Annotated in this window: 20 protein-coding genes; 5 read left to right on the forward strand and 15 right to left on the reverse strand. The window is 65.7% G+C overall.

The window, feature by feature from the left end; translation table 11 throughout:
• The first annotated feature begins 428 nt into the window (after positions 1-428).
• Positions 429-917 carry a fasciclin domain-containing protein gene (locus tag J8F10_RS11685; protein WP_246524185.1) on the forward strand — a complete coding sequence of 163 codons (489 nt, stop codon included), beginning with the start codon at positions 429-431 and terminating at the stop codon, positions 915-917.
• A 79-nt stretch (positions 918-996) separates the two neighbouring features.
• Here the strand turns inward: J8F10_RS11685 and J8F10_RS11690 are convergent, their stop codons facing one another.
• From J8F10_RS11690 to J8F10_RS11715, 6 genes are all read right to left on the reverse strand, one after another.
• Complete coding sequence (locus tag J8F10_RS11690) at positions 997-1965, reverse strand: PhoH family protein (protein WP_210653997.1); 969 nt, start codon at positions 1963-1965, stop codon at positions 997-999.
• A 110-nt stretch (positions 1966-2075) separates the two neighbouring features.
• Positions 2076-2948: a phosphatidate cytidylyltransferase gene (locus J8F10_RS11695; protein WP_210653998.1), complete on the reverse strand. Its 873-nt coding sequence runs from the start codon at positions 2946-2948 to the stop codon at positions 2076-2078.
• A gap of 22 nt (positions 2949-2970) precedes the next feature.
• Positions 2971-3744 (reverse strand): isoprenyl transferase, encoded by a 774-nt coding sequence (locus tag J8F10_RS11700; protein WP_210653999.1) that lies wholly within the window; start codon positions 3742-3744, stop codon positions 2971-2973.
• 405 nt (positions 3745-4149) lie between these two features.
• A complete protein-coding gene (locus tag J8F10_RS11705; RefSeq protein WP_210661867.1) occupies positions 4150-5445 on the reverse strand; it encodes an adenylosuccinate synthase in 1296 nt (431 codons plus the stop codon).
• Between the two features lie 219 nt (positions 5446-5664).
• Positions 5665-6486 carry a dihydroorotate dehydrogenase electron transfer subunit gene (locus tag J8F10_RS11710; RefSeq protein ID WP_210654000.1) on the reverse strand — a complete coding sequence of 274 codons (822 nt, stop codon included), beginning with the start codon at positions 6484-6486 and terminating at the stop codon, positions 5665-5667.
• Positions 6487-6592: 106 nt separating this feature from the next.
• Entirely contained in the window at positions 6593-7381 is a 789-nt protein-coding gene (locus J8F10_RS11715) for a pseudouridine synthase (protein ID WP_210654001.1), read from the reverse strand.
• A gap of 232 nt (positions 7382-7613) precedes the next feature.
• Between J8F10_RS11715 and J8F10_RS11720 the strand changes: the two genes are divergently transcribed.
• A complete protein-coding gene (locus tag J8F10_RS11720; protein ID WP_210654002.1) occupies positions 7614-8021 on the forward strand; it encodes a hypothetical protein in 408 nt (135 codons plus the stop codon).
• A gap of 60 nt (positions 8022-8081) precedes the next feature.
• Entirely contained in the window at positions 8082-8282 is a 201-nt protein-coding gene (locus J8F10_RS11725) for a hypothetical protein (RefSeq protein ID WP_210654003.1), read from the forward strand.
• 159 nt (positions 8283-8441) lie between these two features.
• Here J8F10_RS11725 and J8F10_RS11730 read toward each other — a convergent pair whose 3' ends face one another.
• Positions 8442-9365, reverse strand: coding sequence for a DUF1559 family PulG-like putative transporter (locus J8F10_RS11730; RefSeq protein WP_210654004.1), 924 nt, complete (start codon positions 9363-9365; stop codon positions 8442-8444).
• A gap of 90 nt (positions 9366-9455) precedes the next feature.
• Positions 9456-12407, reverse strand: a complete 2952-nt coding sequence (locus J8F10_RS39815) for a protein kinase domain-containing protein (RefSeq protein ID WP_210654005.1) — start codon at positions 12405-12407, stop codon at positions 9456-9458.
• A gap of 208 nt (positions 12408-12615) precedes the next feature.
• Here J8F10_RS39815 and J8F10_RS11740 point away from each other — a divergent pair, with 208 nt between their 5' ends.
• Both J8F10_RS11740 and J8F10_RS11745 read left to right on the forward strand, forming a co-directional pair.
• Complete coding sequence (locus J8F10_RS11740) at positions 12616-12810, forward strand: hypothetical protein (RefSeq protein WP_210654006.1); 195 nt, start codon at positions 12616-12618, stop codon at positions 12808-12810.
• Between the two features lie 105 nt (positions 12811-12915).
• Positions 12916-13392 carry an SUKH-4 family immunity protein gene (locus J8F10_RS11745; protein WP_210654007.1) on the forward strand — a complete coding sequence of 159 codons (477 nt, stop codon included), beginning with the start codon at positions 12916-12918 and terminating at the stop codon, positions 13390-13392.
• An 85-nt stretch (positions 13393-13477) separates the two neighbouring features.
• Here J8F10_RS11745 and J8F10_RS11750 read toward each other — a convergent pair whose 3' ends face one another.
• From J8F10_RS11750 to J8F10_RS11780, 7 genes are all read right to left on the reverse strand, one after another.
• Positions 13478-15493 (reverse strand): prolyl oligopeptidase family serine peptidase, encoded by a 2016-nt coding sequence (locus tag J8F10_RS11750; protein ID WP_210654008.1) that lies wholly within the window; start codon positions 15491-15493, stop codon positions 13478-13480.
• Positions 15494-15613: 120 nt separating this feature from the next.
• Positions 15614-16927: a DUF1552 domain-containing protein gene (locus J8F10_RS11755; protein WP_210654009.1), complete on the reverse strand. Its 1314-nt coding sequence runs from the start codon at positions 16925-16927 to the stop codon at positions 15614-15616.
• A gap of 16 nt (positions 16928-16943) precedes the next feature.
• Positions 16944-19268: a DUF1592 domain-containing protein gene (locus J8F10_RS11760; RefSeq protein WP_210654010.1), complete on the reverse strand. Its 2325-nt coding sequence runs from the start codon at positions 19266-19268 to the stop codon at positions 16944-16946.
• 29 nt (positions 19269-19297) lie between these two features.
• Positions 19298-20584 carry an MFS transporter gene (locus J8F10_RS11765; RefSeq protein ID WP_210654011.1) on the reverse strand — a complete coding sequence of 429 codons (1287 nt, stop codon included), beginning with the start codon at positions 20582-20584 and terminating at the stop codon, positions 19298-19300.
• Positions 20585-21694: a mandelate racemase/muconate lactonizing enzyme family protein gene (locus J8F10_RS11770; protein WP_210654012.1), complete on the reverse strand. Its 1110-nt coding sequence runs from the start codon at positions 21692-21694 to the stop codon at positions 20585-20587. It lies immediately after the preceding gene.
• Positions 21691-22593 (reverse strand): creatininase family protein, encoded by a 903-nt coding sequence (locus J8F10_RS11775; RefSeq protein ID WP_210654013.1) that lies wholly within the window; start codon positions 22591-22593, stop codon positions 21691-21693. The genes J8F10_RS11770 and J8F10_RS11775 overlap by 4 nt, the downstream gene beginning before the upstream one ends.
• Positions 22594-22630: 37 nt before the next feature.
• Complete coding sequence (locus J8F10_RS11780) at positions 22631-23068, reverse strand: hypothetical protein (RefSeq protein ID WP_210654014.1); 438 nt, start codon at positions 23066-23068, stop codon at positions 22631-22633.
• Between the last annotated feature and the right edge of the window lie 94 nt (positions 23069-23162).

Here is a 23162-nt window from a genome sequence, read left to right on the forward strand (position 1 = left end):
TCGGCGCTGGTCCTGGAACATGTCGGGCGAAGAGCTCCACGCGAAGCGCGAGGTGATGATACGAGCGGGAGCAAACACAGTCTCGTTCCGCTTAGCGCGGGTGTAACCTTCTCCGCGCAACAATTCGACGACCGCTCCCACGCCCCACTGCCGCAGACACAGCAAGTAACGCGACGACCGAACAATTACACGCGCTCTGCATTGATATCCGCAACCTCTCTTAACCGCACAATCACGTTGCGAATAACAGCGAAAATAAATGTTCCGAGTTGCGAATCCGGCGCGATACACGTCCCGAATGCACTCCGGTCGAAGGGAAGTGGCCGCGAACGTGCTTCTAACGCAGGAGCCGTTCACAGCCGCCTGGGTTCCGTTCGGCGACCGGCCCCGCGCCGGTCCCACCGTCATCGCCCGTGGAGTTCCCCGTGATGAAGTCGAAGCTGATTGCCGCGTTCTCGTTCGCCGCCCTCGTGTTCGCGGCGGCCCCGGCCCGCGCCGAAGAGCCGAAGACCATCGCCGGTATCGTCGCCGGGTCGAAGGACCACACCATCCTGCTCGAACTGGTCAAGGAAGCCGGGCTCGCGGAAACACTGAGCGGCAAGGGCGAGTGGACCGTGTTCGCCCCGACCGACGCCGCGTTCAAGAAGATCGACGCGGACACACTCAAGAAGGTCAAGGGCGACAAGGAACTGCTCAAGAAGATCCTGATGGCCCACGCGGTCAAGGGCACGTGGGTGGCCGCCGATGTCGTGAAGCTCGACGGCAAGGAAGTGGAGACGCTCCAAGGCACCTCGTTCAAAATCACGGTGAAGGACAAGACCGTGATGGTCGGCGACGCGAAGGTGACCGCGGCCGACCTGAAGGCCAGCAACGGCGTCGTCCACGTCATCGACACCGTGCTGATGCCCGCGAAGTAACGTTCCCAGCGCCTCATGGTTGCTAAGTTGCGCGGTCGGCGGGGTGCCATCCCTGCCGACCGCGCTCGCTTCAGAAGCACTATGAGTTCGATTTTTTCCCGCGCGGCGAATCGTCCTCGTAGGCTCGCACGATGCGCGTGACGAGCGGGTTCCGCACGATGTCGGCTTGATCGAGGTGGACGATCGATAGTCCTTCCACGTCCCGCAGCCGGTGGACGGCATCCGCGAGCCCGCTACGAATGGTGCGCGGGAGGTCCGTCTGCGTCATGTCGCCAGTCACAATGACCTTCGAGTTCGTTCCCATCCGGGTCAGGAACATCTTCATCTGCTCGACGGTCGCGTTCTGCCCCTCGTCCAGAATGATGCAGGCGTGCGAGAGTGTCCGGCCGCGCATGTACCCCAGGGGCAAGATCTCGATGACCTCGCTCTCCATGTGCTTCTTCACCGTCTCCGGTTCCATCATGTCCGCGAGCGCGTCGTAGAGCGGCCGGAGGTACGGGCTGATCTTCGCGACGAGGTCGCCGGGCAGGAACCCGAGGCGCTCGCCCGCTTCGACCGCGGGGCGCACGAGCACGATCTTACGCACCTGCTTGCTGCGGAGCAGCGACACCGCCCACGCGACCGCGAGATACGTCTTACCGCTACCCGCCGGGCCGACGCACAGCACCACGTCGTGCGACTGGAGCGCCTGCACGTACCGGCCCTGGCCGTCGGTCCGCGTGCGCAGGTTCCGGCCGCCTTCCGTTGCGACGACCGAGCCGGTCCCGCGCGTGGTCGCCCCGCGGATCACTTCGATCACGTCGGTCACGTCCTTCGCGTCGAGCTTCCCCTGTTTGCGCGCGACCAAGCGCACCTGTTGGAGCGCGCGCTCGAACTGCTCCGCGGCTTCGGCGGTGCCCTCGATCTTCAGTTCCCCGCTGCGGTACACGGCCTTCACCGCGAACGCATCGCGGAGGGCGCGCAAGTGCTGATCGCGCGGACCGAAGAGGATCACCGCTTCGTCGCGGTCCTCGATCGTCAGCGTGCGGTTCACCGGCGAATCAGGCATGTTGGAGTCCCAATCTTGCGACGCAGAAATACGAAGTTCACACAAGGACACACGAAGTCGGCGGCGAGTTCGTTTCCTTCGCGCTTGTCTCTCAGACAGTAGATCGGCTTTTAGTGCCAACTGAACCACAGATACGCGACGGGGGCGGCAAAAAGTACCGAATCGATCACGTCGAGCACCCCGCCGAAGCCCGGAATGCTCTTGGAGGCGTCCTTCATCTGGCAATCGCGCTTGATGAGCGATTCGGCCAGGTCGCCGAGTACGCCGGCGAGCCCCACGGCCAGTCCGAAGGCGATCGCTTCCGGGATGCCGTAGCTGAATACATCCCCCATGAACGAGAAGGCCACGGCGATCGCGGCACCGGCCGTCATTCCGCCCGCGAACCCCTCCCACGTCTTCTTCGGGCTGAGCACGGGCGCCATCTTGTGGCGCCCGAGAAACGTGCCCGTGAAGAACGCCCCGATGTCGTTCCCCTTCGGCACGAACACCACCAGCGCCAGCATGATCGCCGACGTATCGACGTCGCTCGATAACCAACGGATTTGCGCGAAGAAGCACGACAACAAACCCAGGTACGCCACAGCAAAGAGCGTCAGGGCGATTCGGGGTACCACGATTCCTGGTTCGCTAACGTACCGCCGCATTTCGAGCAGGAATGCCGCAATCAACACGATCGCGAGAATCCACGCGACCAGTGCCCACACGGATGCGGGCACGAGGCTGAACTGCAGGCGCAGCGCCGGGTACCAGTTCGCGAACAGCGCGAGCAGTACGCCGCAGGTGACGAGCCCTTCGGACGGGCGCAGCGCGACGGGGATGAGCCGAACGAGTTCGCGCGAGCCGACGAACCCGGCGAACAGCAGGAACGCGAACAGGAACGGGAACCACGCGAACCCGCTGCGCGCGAGCCACGAGTCGCCGAAGAGTACACCACAGGCTCCCAGGGCGAGGAGCGACCCGACAACCAGTCGCGTTCGGATCATTACGAATGCGCTCGTGGGTCGGTCATGTGGTGGTGTCCGCGTTCAGCCCGCCGAACCGCCGCTCGCGCCGGGCGAAGTCGCGGAGCCCGTCGTGCAGCAAACTGGCGTCGAACTCGGGCCAGAACTTCGGTGTGACCCAGAGTTCCGCGTAGGAGATTTGCCACAGCAGGTAGTTGCTCACGCGCATCTCGCCCGCGGTGCGCACGAGTAAGTCTGGGTCCGGCATCCCGCCCGTGTACAGTGCGCCGGAAATGGCCGCTTCATCAATCTCTTCCGGTCGCAGTTCCCCGCGGCTCACGCGCCCCGCGAGCGCCTGCACCGCGTCCACGATCTCGGCGCGGCTCCCGTAGTTGATCGCGAGGCACAGCGTCAGCCCGGTGTTGTGCTGCGTGAGGCGCACGTTCTCATCAATCTCGGCCAGCACTTCGTCGGGCAGCCCGGAGCGCCGACCGATCACCGTGAACCGGATGTTCTGCTCCTGGATCTTCTCTCGTTCTGCGAGCAGGTACTGTTTGAGGAGTGCCATCAGGAAGTCGATTTCCGGCTTCGGGCGCTTCCAGTTCTCGGAACTGAGGCAGTACAGCGTGAGTTGGCCGATCCCGAGCCGGCAGCACTCTTCGGTAATCACATCAACGGAGTGCGCGCCGCGCTCGTGCCCCTCGGCCCGTTCCTTGCCCTGGCGCTGCGCCCACCGGCCGTTGCCGTCCATGATGATGGCGATGTGGCGCGGCAACCGGGCCGGATCGAGTCCGACCGAGCGGGCGTATTCACGAGGTTCGTGCGTCGTGGAAATCATTCAGTCGCACCACAAAGGCACGTAGGTCAACACAGGGGCCTACAAACGAGCGGCGGTCGGGTAACAATCGCTAACATTTCGGGCGTTTCCCACCCCGCTTCTAACAAGAATCGTCCCAAACACTGATGCGCCCAACACTTCGATGCGATTGATCGCACTCGCCAGTGCTCACAACGGCTAACAAACGCTAACATTTTCCGCCCCGACCCGCCGTCGCGCACCCGAAAAATGCGGCCCCGCACTCACATCTGCCATCGGTCGATCGCGTGCCGTTCATTACACCCGGCGTGCGCGGTCCCCACAATGACGCAGGTCACTCAACTGATGGCACCGCGGACCGGGGTGAACCGGGCGTTTCAGCCCGCGGTGCGTTCATTAACACTGGCGCCAATTCACGTGTTGCGATTACACCATGATCGTCTGTTCGCGGCCGGGACCGACGGACACCACGGACACCTTCAGCCCGACCAGTTCGGCGACGCGATCGATGTAGCCCCGGGCCGCGCTCGGCAGGTCCGAGATCGCGCGCACCGCGGTCAGGTCTTCCGTCCAGCCCGGTAGCATCTCGTACACCGGCTTACACCGCGCCAGCAGGTGCGCGTCGCTCGGGAAGTGCGTGATGCGCGAGCCATCGAGTTCGTAGGCGGTGCAGATCTTCAGTTCCGGGATGCCGCTCAACACGTCGAGCAGCATCAGCGTGATTTCGTCCGCACCGGAAAGGGCGGCGGTGTACCGCACGGCCACCGCGTCGAGCCAGCCGACGCGCCGCGGGCGCCCGGTCACGGTGCCGAACTCGCGCCCGATAGTCCGAATACGCTCACCCAGGCCCTGGGGACCGTCGTTCAGCTCCGTCGGGAACGGCCCCTGACCCACGCGGCTCGTGTAAGCCTTCACCACGCCGATGATCCGCTTCAGGTGCTTCGCGGGCACGCCGGACCCGCCCCAAATGCCGGACGGGAGGCTGCTCGAACTGGTGACGTAGGGGTACGTGCCGTGGTCCACGTCGAGCAAGCTGCCCTGCGCGGCCTCGAAAATGATTCGCTTGTTGGCCGCGATCGCGTCGTGCAGGAAGCGCGTGGTGTCGCGCACGAACGGTCGGAGGCGTTCCGCGTAGGTCAGGTACTCGGTGGCGACCGCTTCGGGGTCGAAGACCTTTGGCGCCGTACCGCCCGCGAGCGCGCCCATGAGCTTGTTCTTGAACGGCACCACGAACCGCAGCCGCTCGCGCAGGTGGTCCGGCTGGAGCAACTCACCGACGCGGATGGCGAACCGGCGGCCGACCTTGTCCTGGTAGCACGGCCCGATCCCGCGGCCGGTGGTGCCGATCTTCCCCTCGGCGCCGCTCTCGAGCAGCCGCTCCTCTTCCATGTGGTACGGGAAGATGACGTGCGCGTGATCGCTCACGAACAGCGAGCCGGACACATCGAGCCCGCCCTGCTTCACGAGCGATTCGATTTCTTCGATGAACCGGGGCGGGTATACGACGACCCCGTTCCCGATAACGGACTGGACGTTCGACCGGATCACTCCGGTCGGGAGAAGGGAGAGTTTGAAACTCTTTCCGTTGACGACGACCGTGTGGCCGGCGTTGGCGCCGCCGTTGTACCGCACCACGATATCGAAGCCGTCACCGAGGAGATCGACGATCTTACCCTTCGCCTCGTCCCCCCACTGCAAACCGACCACGCACGTACCGGGCATTGTGTGAAACCGCCGCGTTGCGAACTTCATTGGTGTGAATCAACCCGTCTCACGCTAGTCCCCATCGCGTGAGGCGTCAAGGGTGGTGCGTGGTACCGGGGCACCCGGACGCGCGCTGTTGGTGCAATTTGAGGAGTGGCGCGTAATCGGGCCGGTCGGCCGCTTGGCTCACGGCTTTCCCGAAACATGCCCTACGTGCGATTCAGAACGCGCGATGCGTTACTCCCACACCAGCTTCGCCGCGTCGAAGCACGGGCCGTCCACGCAGACGCGCTTGTAGTCGTCGCCGTCCGGGGTTCTCACTTTCGCCACGCAACTGAAACAGATGCCCACGCCGCACGCCATCGGCGTTTCGAGCGACACCTGACACGGCACGTTCCACTTCGCCGCCAGTTTCGCGAGCGCGTGCAACATCGGCTCCGGCCCGCACCCCACGAGCGGCCCCGTCACCCCGTGCGATTCGAGCAATTGCGTCACGAATCCCTTCGTGCCGATGCTGCCGTCGTCGCTCGCGACGTGAACGTCAATACCCGCGGCACGGAAGTCGTCCACACCGGCCGCAAGGTCCGCGTTCCGCACGCCGTAATACAGCGAAACGTTCTTCGTGCGAGCGCGGGGGGCGTCACCACCGAAGCCGCGCGTGCCGAGTAGTTCGCGTGCGTAAGCCAGAAACGGCGTCTGCCCGATTCCGCCCGCCACGAGCGTAACTCGGTCCGGCGTACCGACATCCAGGAACGGCTTCCCGAGCGGTCCCCACACTTGGAGTTCTTCCCCCTCTCGCACTTCCACGAGCCGGCCCGTCATCTTGCCCACAACGAGGTACACCACGTCGACGGCGACCGGCGCACCGGCAGCATCGAGCACGGTGTCGTACAGCGCGAACGGGCGCCCGAGCAACGGGTCGGTGGTGTTCGGCAGCCGGAGCATCACGAACTGCCCCGGTCGAATCGCGCCGGCCAGTTCGGGGCAGTGGAGCCGAACGCGGAACGTGCGCTCGGCGAGTTTGACGTGTTCGAGAACGCGCGCGATGCGGTGAAACATTGTTTTGGTAAACGGCCGGCGTGAGCCGGCTGGTGTGTTTTGGTGAACGACCGGCTCGCGCCGGTCGGTGAGACTTTCGCGAACAATTTTGGCAGAACCGGCCGGCTCACACCGGCCGTTCGCCCGGATTGGTCTTCTTCTCCGTGGCCCGGAGGCGCGCGGCGGCGACCTTTTCCTGCGACCTCGTCACGAACAGTTTTAGCTCTTTCAGTTCGTCCTCGCTGATCCGGCGCGCCTTGCCCTTCGGCAGCTTGTCCAGCTTCACCGGGCCGATCGCGACGCGCTTCAGGCGCATCACCTTGTGGCCGAGTTTCGCGAGCATCCGGCGGATCTCGCGGTTCTTGCCCTCGGTCAGGATCACGCGGACCCAGGTGCCGTTCCCCTGCGGTTTCACCCGCTTCGCGCTCTTCGCGCGCACCTTGCCGTCGCTCAGCCACACGCCGTCGAGCAACTTCTGGAGGTCTTCGTCCGTGGGGCGCCCCGCGACGAGCACGAAGTAGGTCTTCGGCACGCCGTACCGCGGGTGCGTCAGCCCCATCGCGAGGTCGCCGTCGTTGGTCATCAGCAGGAGCCCGTCGCTGCCCTCGTCGAGTCGGCCGACGGTATAAACCCGCTGTTCGACGTGCGGGAGCAAATCGACCGCACGCGGCCGCCCGGCGGGGTCGTGGTTCGTGCAGAGGTGCCCGACGGGTTTGTTCACCGCCCAGTAGACGAGCTTCTCGGCTTTCACCGACTGGTCGTCGACCGCCACTTGGTGCTTGGTGGGGTCGATCTTCAGACCGAGTTCCGTGACCCGGACGCCGTCCACCTTCACGCGCCCGGCCGCGATGAGTTTGTCACAGTGCCGCCGCGAGCCGACGCCCGCGTGCGCCAGATACTTGTTGAGACGTTGCATACCGCCAATTGTACCACACCGCCCCGAATTGACACTGGAACAACACATGGAACAACGCGCGCTCGCAAGAAGACATTTGCAATTCACGGAGCGATTTGTGATATTTGCCGGGAAATAGCGGTTCAGGACGCGCCCGCCCGGCGCCCACCAAACCCCGCAGCCGTTCCGTTCGCGCACCGGACATGCACCGGTCAGAGGTGGGTCTTCTGTGCGCAACTCGATGAGGCAAAACGTGTCACCCGAACCGGAAGCACAGAAGCGATCCCGACCACCGTGGGTCGTTTGGGCACTCATACCGGTGGCACTCATCATCCTCAGCGCGGTCGGGATCTGGCTCTGGGACCGCTACGACCCGTTCGTCATGGAACGGCCGGACATGCGCGAATCGATGGCACTACTGAACACGGCACGAACACGTCCCCTCACCGATGAGGAATTCGACAACGCGATTGTGCTGCTCAGTGCCGACACCCCGGCCGCCCAACTTTCCGCCGTCGCAACGATCGAAGTTGATGTCGCGCACAACCCCAGCCGACGGGATCGCGCGATTGCGGCCCTGGAGCAATGTCCGAAGTCGGCACCGGCCACCCGACAGGCCGCGAGTACGGCGGCGACGCGGTTAAGGGCGAAGAAGGAGTAGGCCGTGCCGCGCATCGTGGGTAAATGAGCGCGGAGACACTAATGAGTCGAGGAGCACGTCGTGAACCTTGAACCGATTGACGCGAAATGGTTGAAAGCGGACCTCGAACGTGCCCTTGGCGCGTATGAAACGTGCGACACGACACAGGTGATCGCGTCGCTCGAAGCCTACCGAGACAAGCTCCAAATGCTCCTCACGAACTTGGAGGAGGTCGAGGCGGCGCTCTCGCTCGCGCCCGATCAGCCGAATCCGAATCAATAGACCGATCGAACTTCAGTTGTACCCTTGGTTCGATCACTGCGCGCCGGGGTATTTACACTTCGACGTGAGCCGCGGTGCGGACGTGCTGAAGGAGCAAAATGCTCCTTCAGCACGTCCGCACCGCAAGGATCGGTACCAATTTTCGCGCACGTGAAGCGGTTACCAGTCGCCCGGAACCGGCAACCCGTCGGCCGGATCGATCACGAGCACCCAGGTGCTCGCGGTAACGCTCGAGGACACCGTCCGAACGCTCCCGTCCACCAACCCGACCACCATGCCGCCGGTGTGCGCACTGCTCGGCCGGGAGTAGTCGGCCATGCTCGGTTTGACCCCGACTTGCGGTACCCCGTTTGAATACTTCCCGAACATCGGTGCGCTCGTGTTCGGGCTCCCGTACTGGTGGGACGCGGGCCACCACCACAGGGTGCCGTATGCGGCCCCGGCCCCGGCCCCGCCCTCGGTGATCCGCTCGGCCGTCAGCACCACGTTCGAGGTGCCGTCCGGTATGTTGCCGATGCCGTACTGGGCCTTCCACGGGTAAAGGGCGTTGGCGCTCCGGGTGGGGTCGTTGCCGTTGACGGTGCCGAGCAGCAGGTAGTTCAGGACGTAGCCGCCCGACGTGTACCCGGCGGCCGGGGTCGCCGTGACCTTCCCCCCGTTGGCAGTCGAGTCGGACGGGCACTGGTACGCGGACACGACCCCCTGGTTATAGATGTACCCGCCGTTCACCGCGCCCCACCAGGTGTCGGTCGGGTTCCCGGGATCGGGGGTCTGGCCCGCGCGGAACAGGGCCTCCTGTTCGAGGTAGGGCAGCAGCAGGTGGAACGCCGACGCACGGTTCCGTCCGCTCGTGTCAACGTCGTACAGGTTCGGCAGCCGGTCGTTGTTCGCGCCCGCGTAGTTGGCCACGGCCAAGCCGAGTTGCTTGACGTTGTTCTGGCACTTGATCCGGGCGGCGGCCTCGCGGACCTTTTGCACCGCGGGCAGGAGCAGCCCGATCAGGATCGCAATGATCGCGATCACGACCAGTAGTTCAATCAGCGTGAACCCGCGCCGGTTCGGGCGGGTCGAAGTCGTCGTCATCCGTCGTCTCCAGTTGATGGTCAAGTTGTGGGTCAGTCGGAACGGAGAATATGGTGCCTCGTGGCCGCACCGGGCGCCGGTTCCGGCGGACTACGGAGCGGTCAGCGCGGTATCGAGGTAGGTGGTTACTTTGCCGGCCCAGGCGCGGCCGTGGGCCTGGAGCCCCTTGGGGCTGAAGTGAACCCCCAGCCCACCGTTGTCCCGGTTGTCGCCCGTGAGGGCATCGGTGTCGGGGCCTTCCAGGGCAACGCCGGTGTCCCACAATCGTTTCTGACCGGCCCGGACGCCCTCGGCCTTCGGCCGGTCCGGACCCATGTAAGAGACCCGTGCGACGAACCACGGAACCGGTCGGCCGACCACCTTGCGCGAGCCCTCAATGACTGTCGTCAAGCTGGTCGCGTACTGGTCCGCGGTGAGGCCGACATCGGACTCGCCCTGGTGCCACAGGACGGCGCGGAACCCGTCCGGCCCGAGTTGTTTCATCCGCTTGGCGGTCCACTCGAACAGTTCGCTGCCCGGACGCCACTCGGCCGTTGTAGACGGCCCGTGACCGGTCACGGCCAATCCGATCGGAACCTTGTACCGGTCCGCCAGCGCGTCCCCGAACGCGGGCCAGAAGCTCCCGCTCTTGCTGTGGTCGTGGGTCCCGGGTTGGGGATCGTTCGCCGGTTGCCACCGGGCGCCGTCGAACGAGGCCACGAGGTCCGATTTGGGGCGGGTCGGTTCGGCGCCGTAGTTGGTCGAATTCGACTGCCCGGCGCCGACGAACACTTCGCCGACCCCGACCTTGGTGACCGCTTCTTCGGCGACGACCTCGTTGTTTGAGAGCGCCCGAACGGTGACCGTGTACCACCCGCCCGCCGGGGCAGGAACCCGGGCGTCGAACGTGCGCTCTTGTGCGTTCAGCGGGACCGCGCGCCAGTCCGTCGACAACACGCCTTCGAGCGGCTGCCCCTCGAGTTTGACCTCGACGCGATCCGCGCCGACCGGCGCCCGACCGGACACCCCGACCCAGCCGGTCGTCCGAGAAGTCCGCTGAAACACTTGCCTGTCGAGCGGGGCCGTCAGGCCCAGCGGTCCGCGTGCCGGTTCGGAATTCGCCGTCGGCGCGGTAGCGACTTTCGCGACCTGTGCGGCTTCGGCCGGGGTGACTTCGCCGGGTTCCAGCGTCACGGTACGGGTCGCGCCGGCCGGGAGCGTGAGTTGCCACACTTGGCAGGTTTCGTCCAGGTCCGTCCAGGCGCCGCGGAGCACGCTCCCGCCGGTCACCTTGAGTTTGGCGCGGCCGGCGTACCAGGTCGAGTTCGGCCAGTCCCGCTTGGCGAGCGCCCCGGCCCACTCGCCGGCGTCGTTGGATACCGCCTGGACCGCCTTCCCGTTGAAGATGATGAAGAACAGTCCCTCGCCGCCTTGCTTGTTGGTAATCGTCCAGGCCATGCGATCGGGAAAGAACTCGTAGCGCACGGAGGCTACCGGGCCATCGCCGAGGTAGGTGGTCGGTGACTGCCGGGTGAACGTCGGGAACGGAAGGGCGGCGTTCCGGCTGCCGTCGTAGAAGTAGGCGCCGCGGTACACCGTCAGGCTCCGAATGAACTCCTGGCCCTGGATCTGCAAGCTCTTGATCCCGGTCGCGTCCAGTTCCACCTCGTACCGGCCGGCCGTCACGCGGTTACCCGGTGCCGCCTCGGGTTGCGGCGCTGGAGCGGGTTGCGGTGCCGGCGCGGGAGGAGCCCCGGTGCCCGGGGGCTTGGCTGCGTGGGTACCCGGCTCGGTTGCCGGCGCACCACTGCGCCCGCCCGAGAGCGCCGCGACCAAACCGGCGACCAGCAGAACGCCGACCCCGGCGGCCACCAGTTTCCCCTTCCGCCCGAGTTCCGGGAGGCGCGTGTTCCGGGCCGATCCGGTCTGCGGGCGACTGGGCGCCATGCGGGCACTGCTCGCCCCGGTGACCATAGCCGTCACCGCTTCCATTGCCCGCTCGCCCCCGTTCGGTCCGGTACTCGAGAGCCCGGCGACCAGTTTGCCACTGGGGTTCAGCCACGGGGTCAGAGCGGCGATCAGGTGGGCCGGGGTCTGGTACCGGTCCTCCGGGCGCTTGGCCAGGGTCTTGGCCACGACCTCGGCCAGCCCGGGCGGGAACGTCTTGTCGACCCCGGTCAGGCTCGGGGCCGGTTTCACCTGGTGCTGGAGCAACTTCTGCGCGGTCGTTCCGGTGAACGGCGGCTTGCCTGTGAGGAGGGCGAAGAACGTTGCCCCCAGGCTGTAAATGTCGGCCCGGATGTCGACGGGGGCGCTCATCGCCTGCTCGGGCGCAATGAAGTCGGCCGTGCCGACCACCGCGCCGGAGTCCAGCATCTCGGTCACCTTGTCGGCGTCGGCGGACGATCGGGCCAGGCCCATGTCCAGCACCTTGACGGTCCCGTCCCGGGTGAGCATGAGGTTGTCGGGCTTGATGTCCCGGTGAACGAACCCCTTCTCGTAGGCGTGTTGCAGCCCGGCCGCGGCCTGTGCGATGTATTCCACGACGCGGCCGCACGAGAGCGCGCCGCTGGTTTTGACGAGGTGCTCGAGGGTTTGACCGTCCACGTACTCCATCGCGAGGAAGTACACGTCACCCTGCTGGCCCACGTCGAAGATGCGGACGATGTTCGGGTGGTCCAGGGCGGCGGCGGCGCGGGCCTCGCGGAGGAACCGCTCGACCGCGACCCGGCGGTTGGCGTCGCTCGCGGTCAGCACCTTGATGGCCGCCGGTCGGTTGAGGGTCTCGTGTTCGGCCAGGAACACCGCGCCCATGCCGCCCCGCCCGAGCGGGGTCCGGATCACGTAGGAGCCGAACCGAAATCCCCGACACTTGCCGGCCAGCAGGTTCTTCGCCTGAAACGGCGTCAGCAGGCCGTTCTTGACCAGGACCGCGGCGGCGCGGTTCGGGTCGTCGGGCAGATCCTCCATGTCTCTCAGCGCGGCATCCAGTTTGCCGGGGGCGTGAATCCCACTCCTGTGGACGATTTCTAAGAACGCAGCGGCGGTCGTGTGTGCAGACATGTGGTGCGTCCGCTCCCCGCGGTGGCCTCAGTGTCGGAATTTTCGGTGACGCTCTGGGAGAACAGCATGTCTGTAGAACGGCTTCTCGCCGGGGGAGACAAAGACCGGGGTAAACCGACAGCGGGGAGTAGGCGCAGACAGATTTTCGGACAGTTGGGCGGCGCGGGCTCAGAGAAGACGTGAAGACATCACCGAGGGAATAGGGATAATGATCGGATTGTCAAAATGTTCCATTCGTCTCGTTATTGAATTCGGCCCCCTCGGAAGCCTCGCGCTCACGATCGACTGCTTTCGTGCCACGAAGAACGTCCGCAAGGGCATTGGGGTGGCGAATACCGCCCGGAACTGGAACACCGTACTCAAGCTGCACGAGCTGGCGAAGAAGGCGGCGGAGACCGAGTAGTCACGTCGCCTCATAACGAACAGATCGCCGAGGTCGCCGTGCGGATCGAGGAGTACGTCGCCGGGGAGTTCGAGTTCAACAGCACATGAAGCCGTGGAGGGTGCGGTGTCAGAATCATTCGCCGACCGCTGGGCAAGGAAGTGGGAAGCGTGCGGCTTCGAGGGCGCGGGTATCGAGATGGTGACGTGCGGCAGCGCCGTGCTCCCCGACTCCGCCGCGCCGTGTCTGAGCTTCGACCGTGCCGAGAAGCCCGTGGCCCTCTGGCAGGTCTTCGGCTTGAAGTGGACCCCTGAGGACCGCGAACGCCTGGCACCGGTTCTGGTCATCGGCTCCGATGGGGCGGGGAACCCGATCTGCGTCGAGGCCGGGAAGGTCGTACTCTTCGACCACGAGGACCGCTTCGTCACCCGGCAGTTCGTGAACAGCAGCGTTCACTGCCTTGCGGAGTGCCTGCTCGCGTTCATAGGAGAGAAGAACCCGGAGCGGTTTCGAGAAGCGGCCCGTGCCATCGATCTTCCGGCCCTTGCAGAGGGGGCGTTCTGGTGGCACGCCGCGCGGGGTGTCGCGGAGGAGACGGCGTGAAGCTCAGTACGTCCGTCCGCGGTCGCATCCGACAGTTCGCCCTCTGGGTAGCGAACCGTTCCGTCGGGTGCCCGCGCCACGGGCATCAGGGCAGGAGCCAGCCTTCGTTGAAGAACCCGGCACGGATCACCTGTTCCTCCAGGGGGTCGGACGGGCGCGCCGGCGCCTTCGCGCCCACCTTCAGCACCGCCCAGTCGCCCAGTCGCGGGAACAATAGGTAGTTGAGTGAGGCCAGGTCCTTCTCGTGGAACGTGTGCCCACTGTTGAAGACGACGTACCGGCCCGGGGCGAAGGGGCTCGGCTGAATCAGGACCGGGGCGTGATCGGCCGCGGCGTATTTGTCCGTGCCGAGCGTGAGGTCCTTCTCGGTCCACGTCACCGGCATTTTCGGCAGGGCGCGGGCGATCAGAGCGTTGCTGCCCGGGTCACCGAACAGGATCAGGTTGTACCGTTTCATGTCCGCGTCGGTGACGGCGGTGTCGTCCTTCACCGGCAGTTCGCCACGGAAGTAGCGGTCCCACTCGTAGGCGAACCGTTTGAGGCTCGCGTCGGCCCACGTCTGAATGGCCGGGTTCCACGCTTTACCCGTGCCACGGACGCACAGGAACGGCGTGGCGAAGGCGTCGTCGATCGGCCCCTGCACGCCCGGCCGCTTGCCCGAGAGGGGCGTTGCGTCGAGTTCCCCGAGGTACGCCCACTTCCCGTCCTTCCGGCCGATCACGGGCTTGGCGGGCGGCGCGTTCTTCTCGCGCACGGGAAGCGCGATCTCCGCCCCGCCGACGCGAAGCTGCGGGTTCGTTTCTTGCAACACGGGTGGTAACAACGTGAAGCGCGTCACGTTCTTCGGCTCTTTCACCTCCACGGTGCCGTCGGCGGCAACGGAGGCTTCCAGTTCCGCCCGCGCGTAGTGCTCGGTGAGGCCGAGCGCCCACAGCCAGTGGCACTGGTTGTATTTGAGCGTCCAGGTGACGAACCGAAGGTGCTTCGGGGAACGATCCAGCCCCTTGTCGGCGAACTCCTTGATGCGGCGCATCTGTTCCGCGTGCGTTTTGGGATCGATCACGTGCCCGGTGCCCGGCGAAATCAGGTTGGTCAGCTTCAGGCCTTCCTTCTCCATTGCTTTGCCCATCAGCACGTGCGATTGGAAAAACACGTCCTTTTCGCCCATGCACGCGATCGCCGGGACCGCCCCCGCGTTGGCGGCGTAATCGACCGAGTCGAGCACGTGCAGCGCCTTCTCCTGGTGCTCGGGAAGGGCCGCGACTTTCACAAAGGTCGAGAGGGGCGTTTGCGAGAACTCGCGTGTATCGACGTACCCGCAGTACGGGCCGAGAGCGACGAACCGGCTCGGGTACTTCAGCCCGAGGTGCCAAGTACCGGACGCGCCCATCGACATGCCGCGAAGGACGATCCGGTCGCGGTCGATGTTGTACCCCCGGCAAACCGCCTCGATCGCTTCAAACACGTCCGTCTCGCCCGCCCAGCGGTAGCAGTTCTCGACGCGGCCGAGTGGGTGCAACTCGATGAAATTCGCATCCGGGGCACTCTTCTCCGAACCATCGCCCGCGTCGAAGCCGTTCATGAACCGGAGTTCGTTCAGGCCGCTCGGTTTCATGCTCCCGTGCAGCACCACGTCCAGTCGCGAGGGCTTGTTTGAGTCGTACCCGGCTGGGATGACCAGTCCGTAAGGCTGGGTCGAGCCGTCCACAGCGGACACGTACCCGCGGACGAGCTTCCCTCTTCGGGAAGTCCATGCGGGCTTACCTTTGGCGAGCGCCTCGGCCCGTTCGGAACACCGCGCGAGCGCCTTTTTGATAAGGGCGACATCCGCGGGCTTGAGTTCCGTCTCGTACCGCAGTGCCCAGGCGACGCCCTTGCGGAACACGTCCGCGTCGGCGATCAGATCCTCCCGCTGCAGCGGGACCGGCTTCTCACGGAACGCGAGGAGCCGGTCACCGAGCGTCTTGAGATCGCGGTCAATTTGAGAGGCGTCGGCAGCGGAAAGACCGGCTGGCAGTTCGGCCCGTGCCAGCTGAGCGCCGACCGCTCCGGCGAGGGCGATTATCGAGGCGACGGTCCCGTACCGGACGAATGTGGGCATTGCGGCTCTCCGATATAGTCCCGCGAGAAATGGAACCCGGCCGACCTCGGGGCCGTGCGACTCACTGAGTTTCACTCGGATCGGTACTTCGGCCGGTGCCCTCGCGATTGCGTTTTCAAATTAGACAAGTTCCGACAGCGGGCCGCCCTCGCAGTAAGTGGGGTTACCGAAGGATTTCAGCCGGTGATCGAACCCGTGGGCCAACGACAGCAGCAACCGGCTGTGTGACTTGTTCTTCAAATTGAGCGATCGCCCCATCTTGAAATCGAGGCCGTTACCGACCAGCACGAACGGGATGTTGTCGAGGGTGTGCGAACTCCCTTGGCCGAGTTCGTTCGTCCAGACGATCAGCGTGTTGTCGAGTAGTGAGCCCCCTGCCCCGGGTTCGGGTGTGTCGGCCAGTCGCTTCGCCAGGTACGCCACCTGCTCGCAGAACCAGCCGTTGATTTTTGTGAGCTTCTTCTTGGCCCCGTCGCTGTCCTGGTGCGACAGCTCGTGGTGCTGGTCGTCGATGCCGAGCCAGCGCATGCGGGCGTTTCCAACGGAACACGTGTACTGCAGGGTCGCGATCCGGGTGAAATCGGCAGCGAAGGATTGAACCATCAGGTCGATCTGGGTCTTACTGATTTTGGGCAGCAAATCGTTTTCTCGCTTGAGACCCGGGTCGAGTTCCGGCACCGGGTGGGCGACCGCTCCCGTCTTGCTCGCCACTTTGGTCTCCTCTTCCAGTTCGCGCACGTGGGCCGCGTGTTCTTCGAGCAGGCGACGGTCCTCCGCGCTCACGACCCGACCGACGCGCTTCAGATCGTCACCGACGACATCGAGCACGCTCCCGAGCAGTTCTTGATCCTTCACGCGCCCGTAGAGCTTGGCAAACATCTGGTGCGGGTCGTCGATGGGGGCGATCGGCTTGTTCCCCCCCGCGTAGACCATGCGCGTCCAGGTATCGGCCCGATCGGGGACCAGTGCGCCGAATTCGAGGGAACCGAAGCGCGTTTTGGTCGCCCCGTCGCCCTGGAGGTGCCGTCGAATTTCTTGGTCGATGGAGTGCCCCTTGGACCAACCGGCGGAGGTGGTGCCCACCTGGATGTTGCCGGGATTGAGTTCAACGCCGGTGAGCAGGCACCCCATCCCGCGCATGTGGTTGTCCCCGTCGCCACCGACCTTGTCGCTCAGGCCGCGAAGAACCAGCATCCGCTTGCGGAACGGCTCCAGCGGCTTCAAGCTCTCCTTGAGTGCGAACTTCTCCCCGTCCTGATCGGGCCAGAACGTTTCGGGAACGACACCGTTGGGGCTGAAAAGGATGACGAGGCGCTGTTTCCGCCTCGCCTGATTCGCGAACGCCAGCCCCGGCAGGTTCAGAACGAACGGCAGTGCGGCGGCGCTGAGTCCGAGGTCGCGAATGAAGTCGCGCCGGTTGCGGGATCGTGCCATGTGATGTCCACCTCGTTTAGCGCGACTTCGGGGTCTGTTTGGGCTCGGGGGGGCGTGCGGCCATCGCCGCAATTTCCGCGACGACGTTCCGAACGTGGAATTGATCCTTGGCGAAGCCGGTTCGCAGTTCGGCCAGTCGGGTCGGTCCGTAGGCACGGATCGGCTGCTGAACTAGATGGCTAAACATCTGCTCGATGAATGCGGCGTGGACCGCTTCACTGTTCGCTGCGAATTTCGCCAGCTCGCGCGCGTTCGCGAACTTCGCTTCGTGGCCCGACGGGGATCGGAAGCTGCCGGTCGCGTCAACCGGCTTCTTGTTGTCCCGGTCACGGAACCGACCGACGGCGTCGAAGTGCTCCATCGTGAACCCGAGCGGGTTGATGACCCCGTGGCACGTCATGCAGTTCGCCGGTTTCGTCTGCAGTCCCACCCGCTCGCGCGTGGAGAGCGCGGGGTGCAACTCCGCGGCGAAGGGCGTGAACGCCTCTTGGGGCGGACGCAGGTTCTGCCCCAGGATACCACGAGTCAAGAAGACCCCGCGATGAATCGGGGACGTTTCCGCCGTGTACGAGTGGACCGTCATCACGAGCGGGTGGGTGAGAACGCCCGCGCGGTGTTCGGCGTTCAGTACCACGTTCGTGAAGTCACCCGTTTTCGGAGTCGCGGCGCCGTAAATCGCCGCGAGCCGACCGTTCAGTGGCAGGTGGTCCGCCAGCAACAGTTGGCGGAAGTCCGACTTGCCGCCGAAGACGATCTCTTCCAGCATCAGGTCCAACGACACCCGGAGGTCCGCGACAACGGCCTGGTCGAACCCCGGGAACCGCTTCGCGTCCTTGACGACGTCCGTCGCGTGGTCGAGGCGCAGCCACGTGTGAAAGAACGAGAGCACCTTCAACTTCGCCCGTGGGTCGCTCAACAGCCGATCGGCCTGGGTTCGGATCTCTTCGCGGGTGGTCAGTTTTCCGTCCTGCGCAGCGGTCAGCAGTGCGGCGTCGGGGAGCGAATCCCAGAGCACGAACGACAGCCGCGCGGCCACCGCGTAACCCTCGGGGATCGGTTCCGCGTCGCGATAGAGGAACTGCGGTGAGATCAGCGCCGCGGCGACGACCCGCTTCACACCGGTGACCGTGTCCTTGGTCGAATCGAACAGTTGATCGACGTGGACCTTCGTCTGTTCTTCCGACAAGGGGTGGCGAAAGGCACGCTCCACGAACAGTTGGCAGAACCGGCGCAATTTCGCGCGGGGGTCGGGCTCTTTCTCCGCTAACCCGGCCAGTTCGTGCAGGTGGTCACCGACGTAGCCGGCGGTCTCCAAAGCCGTGTCGAATGTGGCCCGGGTCCACGCCTTTGAGATCGACGTGCCGCGCTCCCAACCCAGGCTCCGGTCGTCCGGCGGGAACTTCGTTTTCGGCACGAACGTTTCCCTCACCCGCACCGGGGACAGGTGGCGAACGGGGATCTCTTCTTCCGTGCCGAGTGGTGGTTTCCATTTCAACGACACGGACGCGGTCTTCTCTTTTCCTTTGAAGAACTGGAGGCGGATCGGGTACGAGCGCCCGCCGAGTAACCGCACCGTGCCGCGGTGGTCGGTGGGGGAGCCAGCGCCGACCCACGCATCGATCAGTGACTTCGGGCTGGGGTCCACCGATTGTGCGCGGTTGCTGTGGGGCGGCGCGGCGGGAGCGTTGACCCACAGCCGGACCCCGTTCTCGGACCGGACGATGAACTCGTAGTCCCCGGTTCGCGGGGCCGTGAAGGAACCGGTCCAGCGCACGGAATAGCCCTCGCCCTTCTTCTTTTCCTCAATGGGAGGGGTTCGGGTCCAGTCGAATCGAACGGTCAGGTCGGTGCGGTCGATGGCCCGATCCTTGTCCGAGTAGAAGCCCGAAACGATGTCTTCTTGCCACTGGAAGTACTCGCCGCGCAGCCCCTTCTCCGCGCTCGGGTTCGCGACGTTCGGGCGGAAGCTCCCGATCAGATCGGCGACCGCGTTCTGGTGCTGCACCGCGGTGAGGCGCGACAACTCGATGCGCGGGGGATGGTTCCGCTCGCGGGCGGCTTTGGAGTAAAACGTCTCGTGGATGTAAGCCGCAACCAGGTCCGCATCGGCGCCGACGCACGAGCCGGGATCGTCCTCCGGCATGGTGCGCGCGATCACCTTCGCCAACTCCTTGACGGTCCGGTCACCGATCAGCGGTTCGGGGTACTTTTTCGCCCCCTCCCCGTTCGGCCCGTGGCACGATGCGCACCGCTTCCGATAAATCTGCTCGCCGGTGGAGGCGTCCGCCCGGACCGGCGCGGTGCCGACCAGCAGCACGAGCGTGACCGTCGCGATTCGCATCGGGAACCTCTCCAATCGCCGCGCGATTCTCATTCGGGTTGTACGCCGGGGCGCTCCGCGGGGAACACCGGTTTGCGGACATCAACTGACAACCAGCAGACCGCCCCGACCGCGAGCAACCCCGCCGACACGAGGAACGCGCCGTCCCAGTACGCGCGAGAGACTGCTCCGAACGCGATCTGCGCGCCCGCGGCGGACAGCACCCCGAACGAGTTGATGACCCCGAACACGGCGGCCGTGTGCGGCGCGCTCATCGCACTGTTCGCCCCCCACCACGACCCGGCGTGGCAATGGATGCCGAAGCACGCGACCGCCAAAAACGCGCTCTTCCACTCTACCGCCGAGGCGAACGAGCCCGCCCCCAGCGCGACCGCGGCTAGCGCGAACGCCGGCCCACCCACCACGGGAAACGTCCACCGCCGGTTCGGTACGCGCCGGCGCGCGAGGTCCGCGAACCACCCACCGGCCAGGCACCCGACCGCACCGCCGAGCATGATTAGGCTGTTCCACCACCCCGATTCCACGTTCGACACGCCGCGCACTTTTTCGAGGTACGTCGGGTACCACGCGAACATCAGGTACACGCAACACGACCCACTCGCGAGCACGCCGCACAGCAGCCACACGTTCCGGCTGGCGAGGATCGGCCGGACCGGGAGGTGGCCGGCGTGAGCAGCTGTGGGCGGCGGGCCGATCAGGGCGCGCTCGGCCGCGTTCACCGCCGGGTGGTCGGTGGGGGCGTCCCGGAACCACCGGCTGAAGAGGAGCGCCCAGGCGACGCCGACGGACCCGAACGCGACGAACACCCACCGCCACCCGATCAACTCGATGAGGTACGCGGTCACCAGCGGGGCCACCATCCCGCCGACGAGCGCGGGCGTGTGAACGAACCCGCGCACCCGCCCGCGCGCGGACGGCGGGAACCAGTGGTCGACCACCCGCGACACGTTCGGCAGCGCGCCAGCCTCGCCCGCGCCGAACAGGAACCGCACCACGAGCAGCATCACGAACCCGGTGACGGCCCCGGTCAGCGCGGTGAAGATCGACCACCACACGACGATGCGGATCAGCACCCGCCGCGAGCCGAACCGGTCGCCCCAGTGCCCCGTGACCACCTCGAACAGCCCGTAGGCGAGCATGAACGCAGCGTGGACGAAGCCCATCTGCCAGTCGAGTAACCCGAGTTCGTCCTGAATGAACGGCGCGGCCTTCCCGATGCACATCCGGTCGAGGTAGAGGATCAGGGTGAGTCCGCAGAGGTACGCGAGCGTCACGTACCGCGCGTTCGTCGCCGGGTCGGGTTCTTGTGCCCCCATTCAAGCCACCCTGTACTTGGCGACGGTGTCGAGGTTCACCGTCACCCCGAGACCGGGTCGGTCGGAGATCGTCGTGAACCCGTCCGTAACGTCAAACCGCTCGTGCGTCAGGTCATGGCGCAGCGGCGAATCGGCCATGCAGAACTCCACCACATCGATCCCGGGCAGCGCGGCCATCACGTGCAGGCTCGCCGCAATGGTGAGTCCGCTCTTGAAGGTGTGGTTGCACACTCGCTTGTGTCGGGCGATCGCGGCCCGACCGACCGCGACCATCGTCGAGATGCCGCACCGCGACGGATCGGGCTGAATCCAGTCCAACCCGCCGTCGTCGAGCATCCGCAAAAACTCGTCCAGCCGAGCGGCCGTCTCCCCGGCCGCGATCGGCGTCGGGCTGACGGCCGACAGGGTCCGGTAGCCGGCGATGTCGTCGGGGTGGAGCATCTCTTCGAGCCAGTACGGGCGAAATTCGGCGAAATTCGTCGCCCGGCGGATCGCGGTCCGGGCGTCGAAGCACTCGCCCGCGTCGATGAGCAGGTCCACTTCGCCGAGGCCGCGTCGGGCCTCGCGAACGAGCGCGATATCGGTCGTTTCGGATTGGCCCATCGGTCCCCAGCCGAACTTGACGGCGGTGAACCCGCGATCGGCCCAGCGCCGCGCGGCGTCGTAAGTAGCGGCCGGGGTGTCGCCGAACAGCACGCTCGAATACGCCCGAAAGCGCGTCTGGAACGGCCCACCGAGGAGTTGGTAAATCGGCTTGTCGAGAACCCGCCCGGCAATGTCCCACAGGGCCATATCGACGCCCGCCATCGCGTGAACGGCCACCCCGCCGCTGGAGTAATAATTGGTCGCGACGCGCATCCGGTGGTTGCACACTTCGATGGCGAGCGGGTCCGAGCCGACCAGCACGCGCGCCAGCCCGGAACAGTTGGAGTGCGACAGCGGGGCATCGATGACGGCCTTCACAGCCCCCGGACACGAATCGACTTCCCCCCACCCGCTGATTCCGGCGTCAGTGTCGATGCGGACGAGGCACGTGTCCTGCGTACCATCGGCCGCCACACTCACCTGCGGGAGCCGCAGTACGATCGCTTCAACGTGCGTGATTTTCATCGCGCGGCGCCTCCCGTACTTGAGAACGGGCGCTGGCCCCACGGCAGCGGAAACGTCGGCGGGACGGCGTGGTGGTCGCGCCGGGTGTCGCGCGGGCGGTCCTTCCACCACGAGACGAGCGCGACGAGTTGCTTGACGGCCTCCAGGTAGGCCCGCTCGCCCTTCTCGGCGGTGGCCCGTTCCGGCTCGCCGAACGCCCCGGTATCGGAGTACGCGCTGGTCCACGGCACGAACGCCATCGGCCCGGACGCGAACAGGTCGAGCCACAGGAACGGGCTGTGTTCCTCGTTGAACTTGATGGCCCCGTCGCGGATCAGGTTCCGGCGAACGCCCCCTCCGTCCAGGTACATGTACAGCGAGGTTTCGAGTTCGCACGCGTGCGCGCACCCGCCGGGGAACTTGCTCTCCCGCCAGCCCGGGAGGAAGGCCTTGTCCACCGTGAGAAGGCCCCACCACGACAGGGCGGCGCACTCGGCGTCCGTCTCCAAGTTGGTCCGCCGGGCGGCCATATCGAGGATCGGAAAGTTCGACCCGTGCCCGTTCAGGAGCAGGATCTTCTTGAACCCGTGGTAAGCCAGGCTGCGGGTGACATCGAGGACCGATTCGAGCAGGGTCGTGTGGTGGGCGTTGAGGGTGCCGGGGAAGTCCATCACGTGCGCGGTGTACCCGTTCCACAGGGTCGGCAGGACGAGTACCTGATCGGGAATCTCGCGCCCGGCGCCCGCGGCGATCCCGGCCGGGCACACCACGTCCACGTCGAGCGGCAGGTGCGGGCCGTGCTGCTCGATGCTACCGACCGGTAGAACGCACACCGGCCGGCGGGCTACGGCGGCGTTCACCTCCGGCCACGTGAGCTTCTCGTAACGGTACTCGGGTTCAGGGCGTATCGGATCGGGCATAAAGTATCCGGCTGTGTCAGAAGGTCGCGGACCGCGGTCACTTGTTGAGCTTCAAATCGTACCGGCCCGGCTCCGGATTGTTGACCACTTCGATCAGCACCGTCGTAGTGGCCTGGTCCGTGTACTTCTTGTTGACGAAGTATTTGTTCGGCTTGCCCGGTTGCGGGTCATCGACCGCGTACACGACGACCTTGTACCAGCCGGGCGGGGCGCCTTTCTTGCTCCCCGGAACGAACACCTCGTAGCGCCCGTCGGCGCCGATGACGCCGGTCGGTTGGTGCTGGGTCGCGTTCCCTTTCGACGCATCCGGGTAGAACGTCAGCGTTCCGTTCGGGACCACCTTGTCGCCGGCGGTGACAACGCCCGACACCGGCGCGAGTTTCTCGCCCTCGCTGCCGCAGCCCGTTGCGAGGGCGGCGAGGGCAATGGCCAGGGCAACGAAAAACCGAGCGCGGGCCGTCCTCGGACCAGGCATGGGCAGACTCCACGAAAAACGAAGTGAGTGACCCTCGAGCCGCTTTCGCGCAGAAACTCCGCCACGCGGAACGCCCGCGGGCCGATCCGGTGCA

It is taken from the genome of Gemmata palustris (assembly GCF_017939745.1).
GTDB classification, from domain to species: Bacteria; Planctomycetota; Planctomycetia; order Gemmatales; family Gemmataceae; genus Gemmata; species Gemmata palustris.

Bases quoted from the DNA above. Each gene is read 5' to 3' on its own strand.
- J8F10_RS11695 (WP_210653998.1), bottom strand. From the start codon at position 2,948: ATGATCCGAACGCGACTGGTTGTCGGGTCGCTCCTCGCCCTGGGAGCC.
- J8F10_RS11755 (WP_210654009.1), bottom strand. From the start codon at position 16,927: ATGGCACGATCCCGCAACCGGCGCGACTTCATTCGCGACCTCGGACTC.
- J8F10_RS11775 (WP_210654013.1), bottom strand. From the start codon at position 22,593: ATGCCCGATCCGATACGCCCTGAACCCGAGTACCGTTACGAGAAGCTC.
- J8F10_RS11750 (WP_210654008.1), bottom strand. From the start codon at position 15,493: ATGCCCACATTCGTCCGGTACGGGACCGTCGCCTCGATAATCGCCCTC.
- J8F10_RS11710 (WP_210654000.1), bottom strand. From the start codon at position 6,486: ATGTTTCACCGCATCGCGCGCGTTCTCGAACACGTCAAACTCGCCGAG.
- J8F10_RS11685 (WP_246524185.1), top strand. From the start codon at position 429: ATGAAGTCGAAGCTGATTGCCGCGTTCTCGTTCGCCGCCCTCGTGTTC.
- J8F10_RS39815 (WP_210654005.1), bottom strand. From the start codon at position 12,407: ATGTCTGCACACACGACCGCCGCTGCGTTCTTAGAAATCGTCCACAGG.
- J8F10_RS11780 (WP_210654014.1), bottom strand. From the start codon at position 23,068: ATGCCTGGTCCGAGGACGGCCCGCGCTCGGTTTTTCGTTGCCCTGGCC.
- J8F10_RS11765 (WP_210654011.1), bottom strand. From the start codon at position 20,584: ATGGGGGCACAAGAACCCGACCCGGCGACGAACGCGCGGTACGTGACG.
- J8F10_RS11730 (WP_210654004.1), bottom strand. From the start codon at position 9,365: ATGACGACGACTTCGACCCGCCCGAACCGGCGCGGGTTCACGCTGATT.
- J8F10_RS11715 (WP_210654001.1), bottom strand. From the start codon at position 7,381: ATGCAACGTCTCAACAAGTATCTGGCGCACGCGGGCGTCGGCTCGCGG.
- J8F10_RS11705 (WP_210661867.1), bottom strand. From the start codon at position 5,445: ATGCCCGGTACGTGCGTGGTCGGTTTGCAGTGGGGGGACGAGGCGAAG.
- J8F10_RS11760 (WP_210654010.1), bottom strand. From the start codon at position 19,268: ATGCGAATCGCGACGGTCACGCTCGTGCTGCTGGTCGGCACCGCGCCG.
- J8F10_RS11770 (WP_210654012.1), bottom strand. From the start codon at position 21,694: ATGAAAATCACGCACGTTGAAGCGATCGTACTGCGGCTCCCGCAGGTG.
- J8F10_RS11690 (WP_210653997.1), bottom strand. From the start codon at position 1,965: ATGCCTGATTCGCCGGTGAACCGCACGCTGACGATCGAGGACCGCGAC.
- J8F10_RS11700 (WP_210653999.1), bottom strand. From the start codon at position 3,744: ATGATTTCCACGACGCACGAACCTCGTGAATACGCCCGCTCGGTCGGA.
- J8F10_RS11740 (WP_210654006.1), top strand. From the start codon at position 12,616: ATGATCGGATTGTCAAAATGTTCCATTCGTCTCGTTATTGAATTCGGC.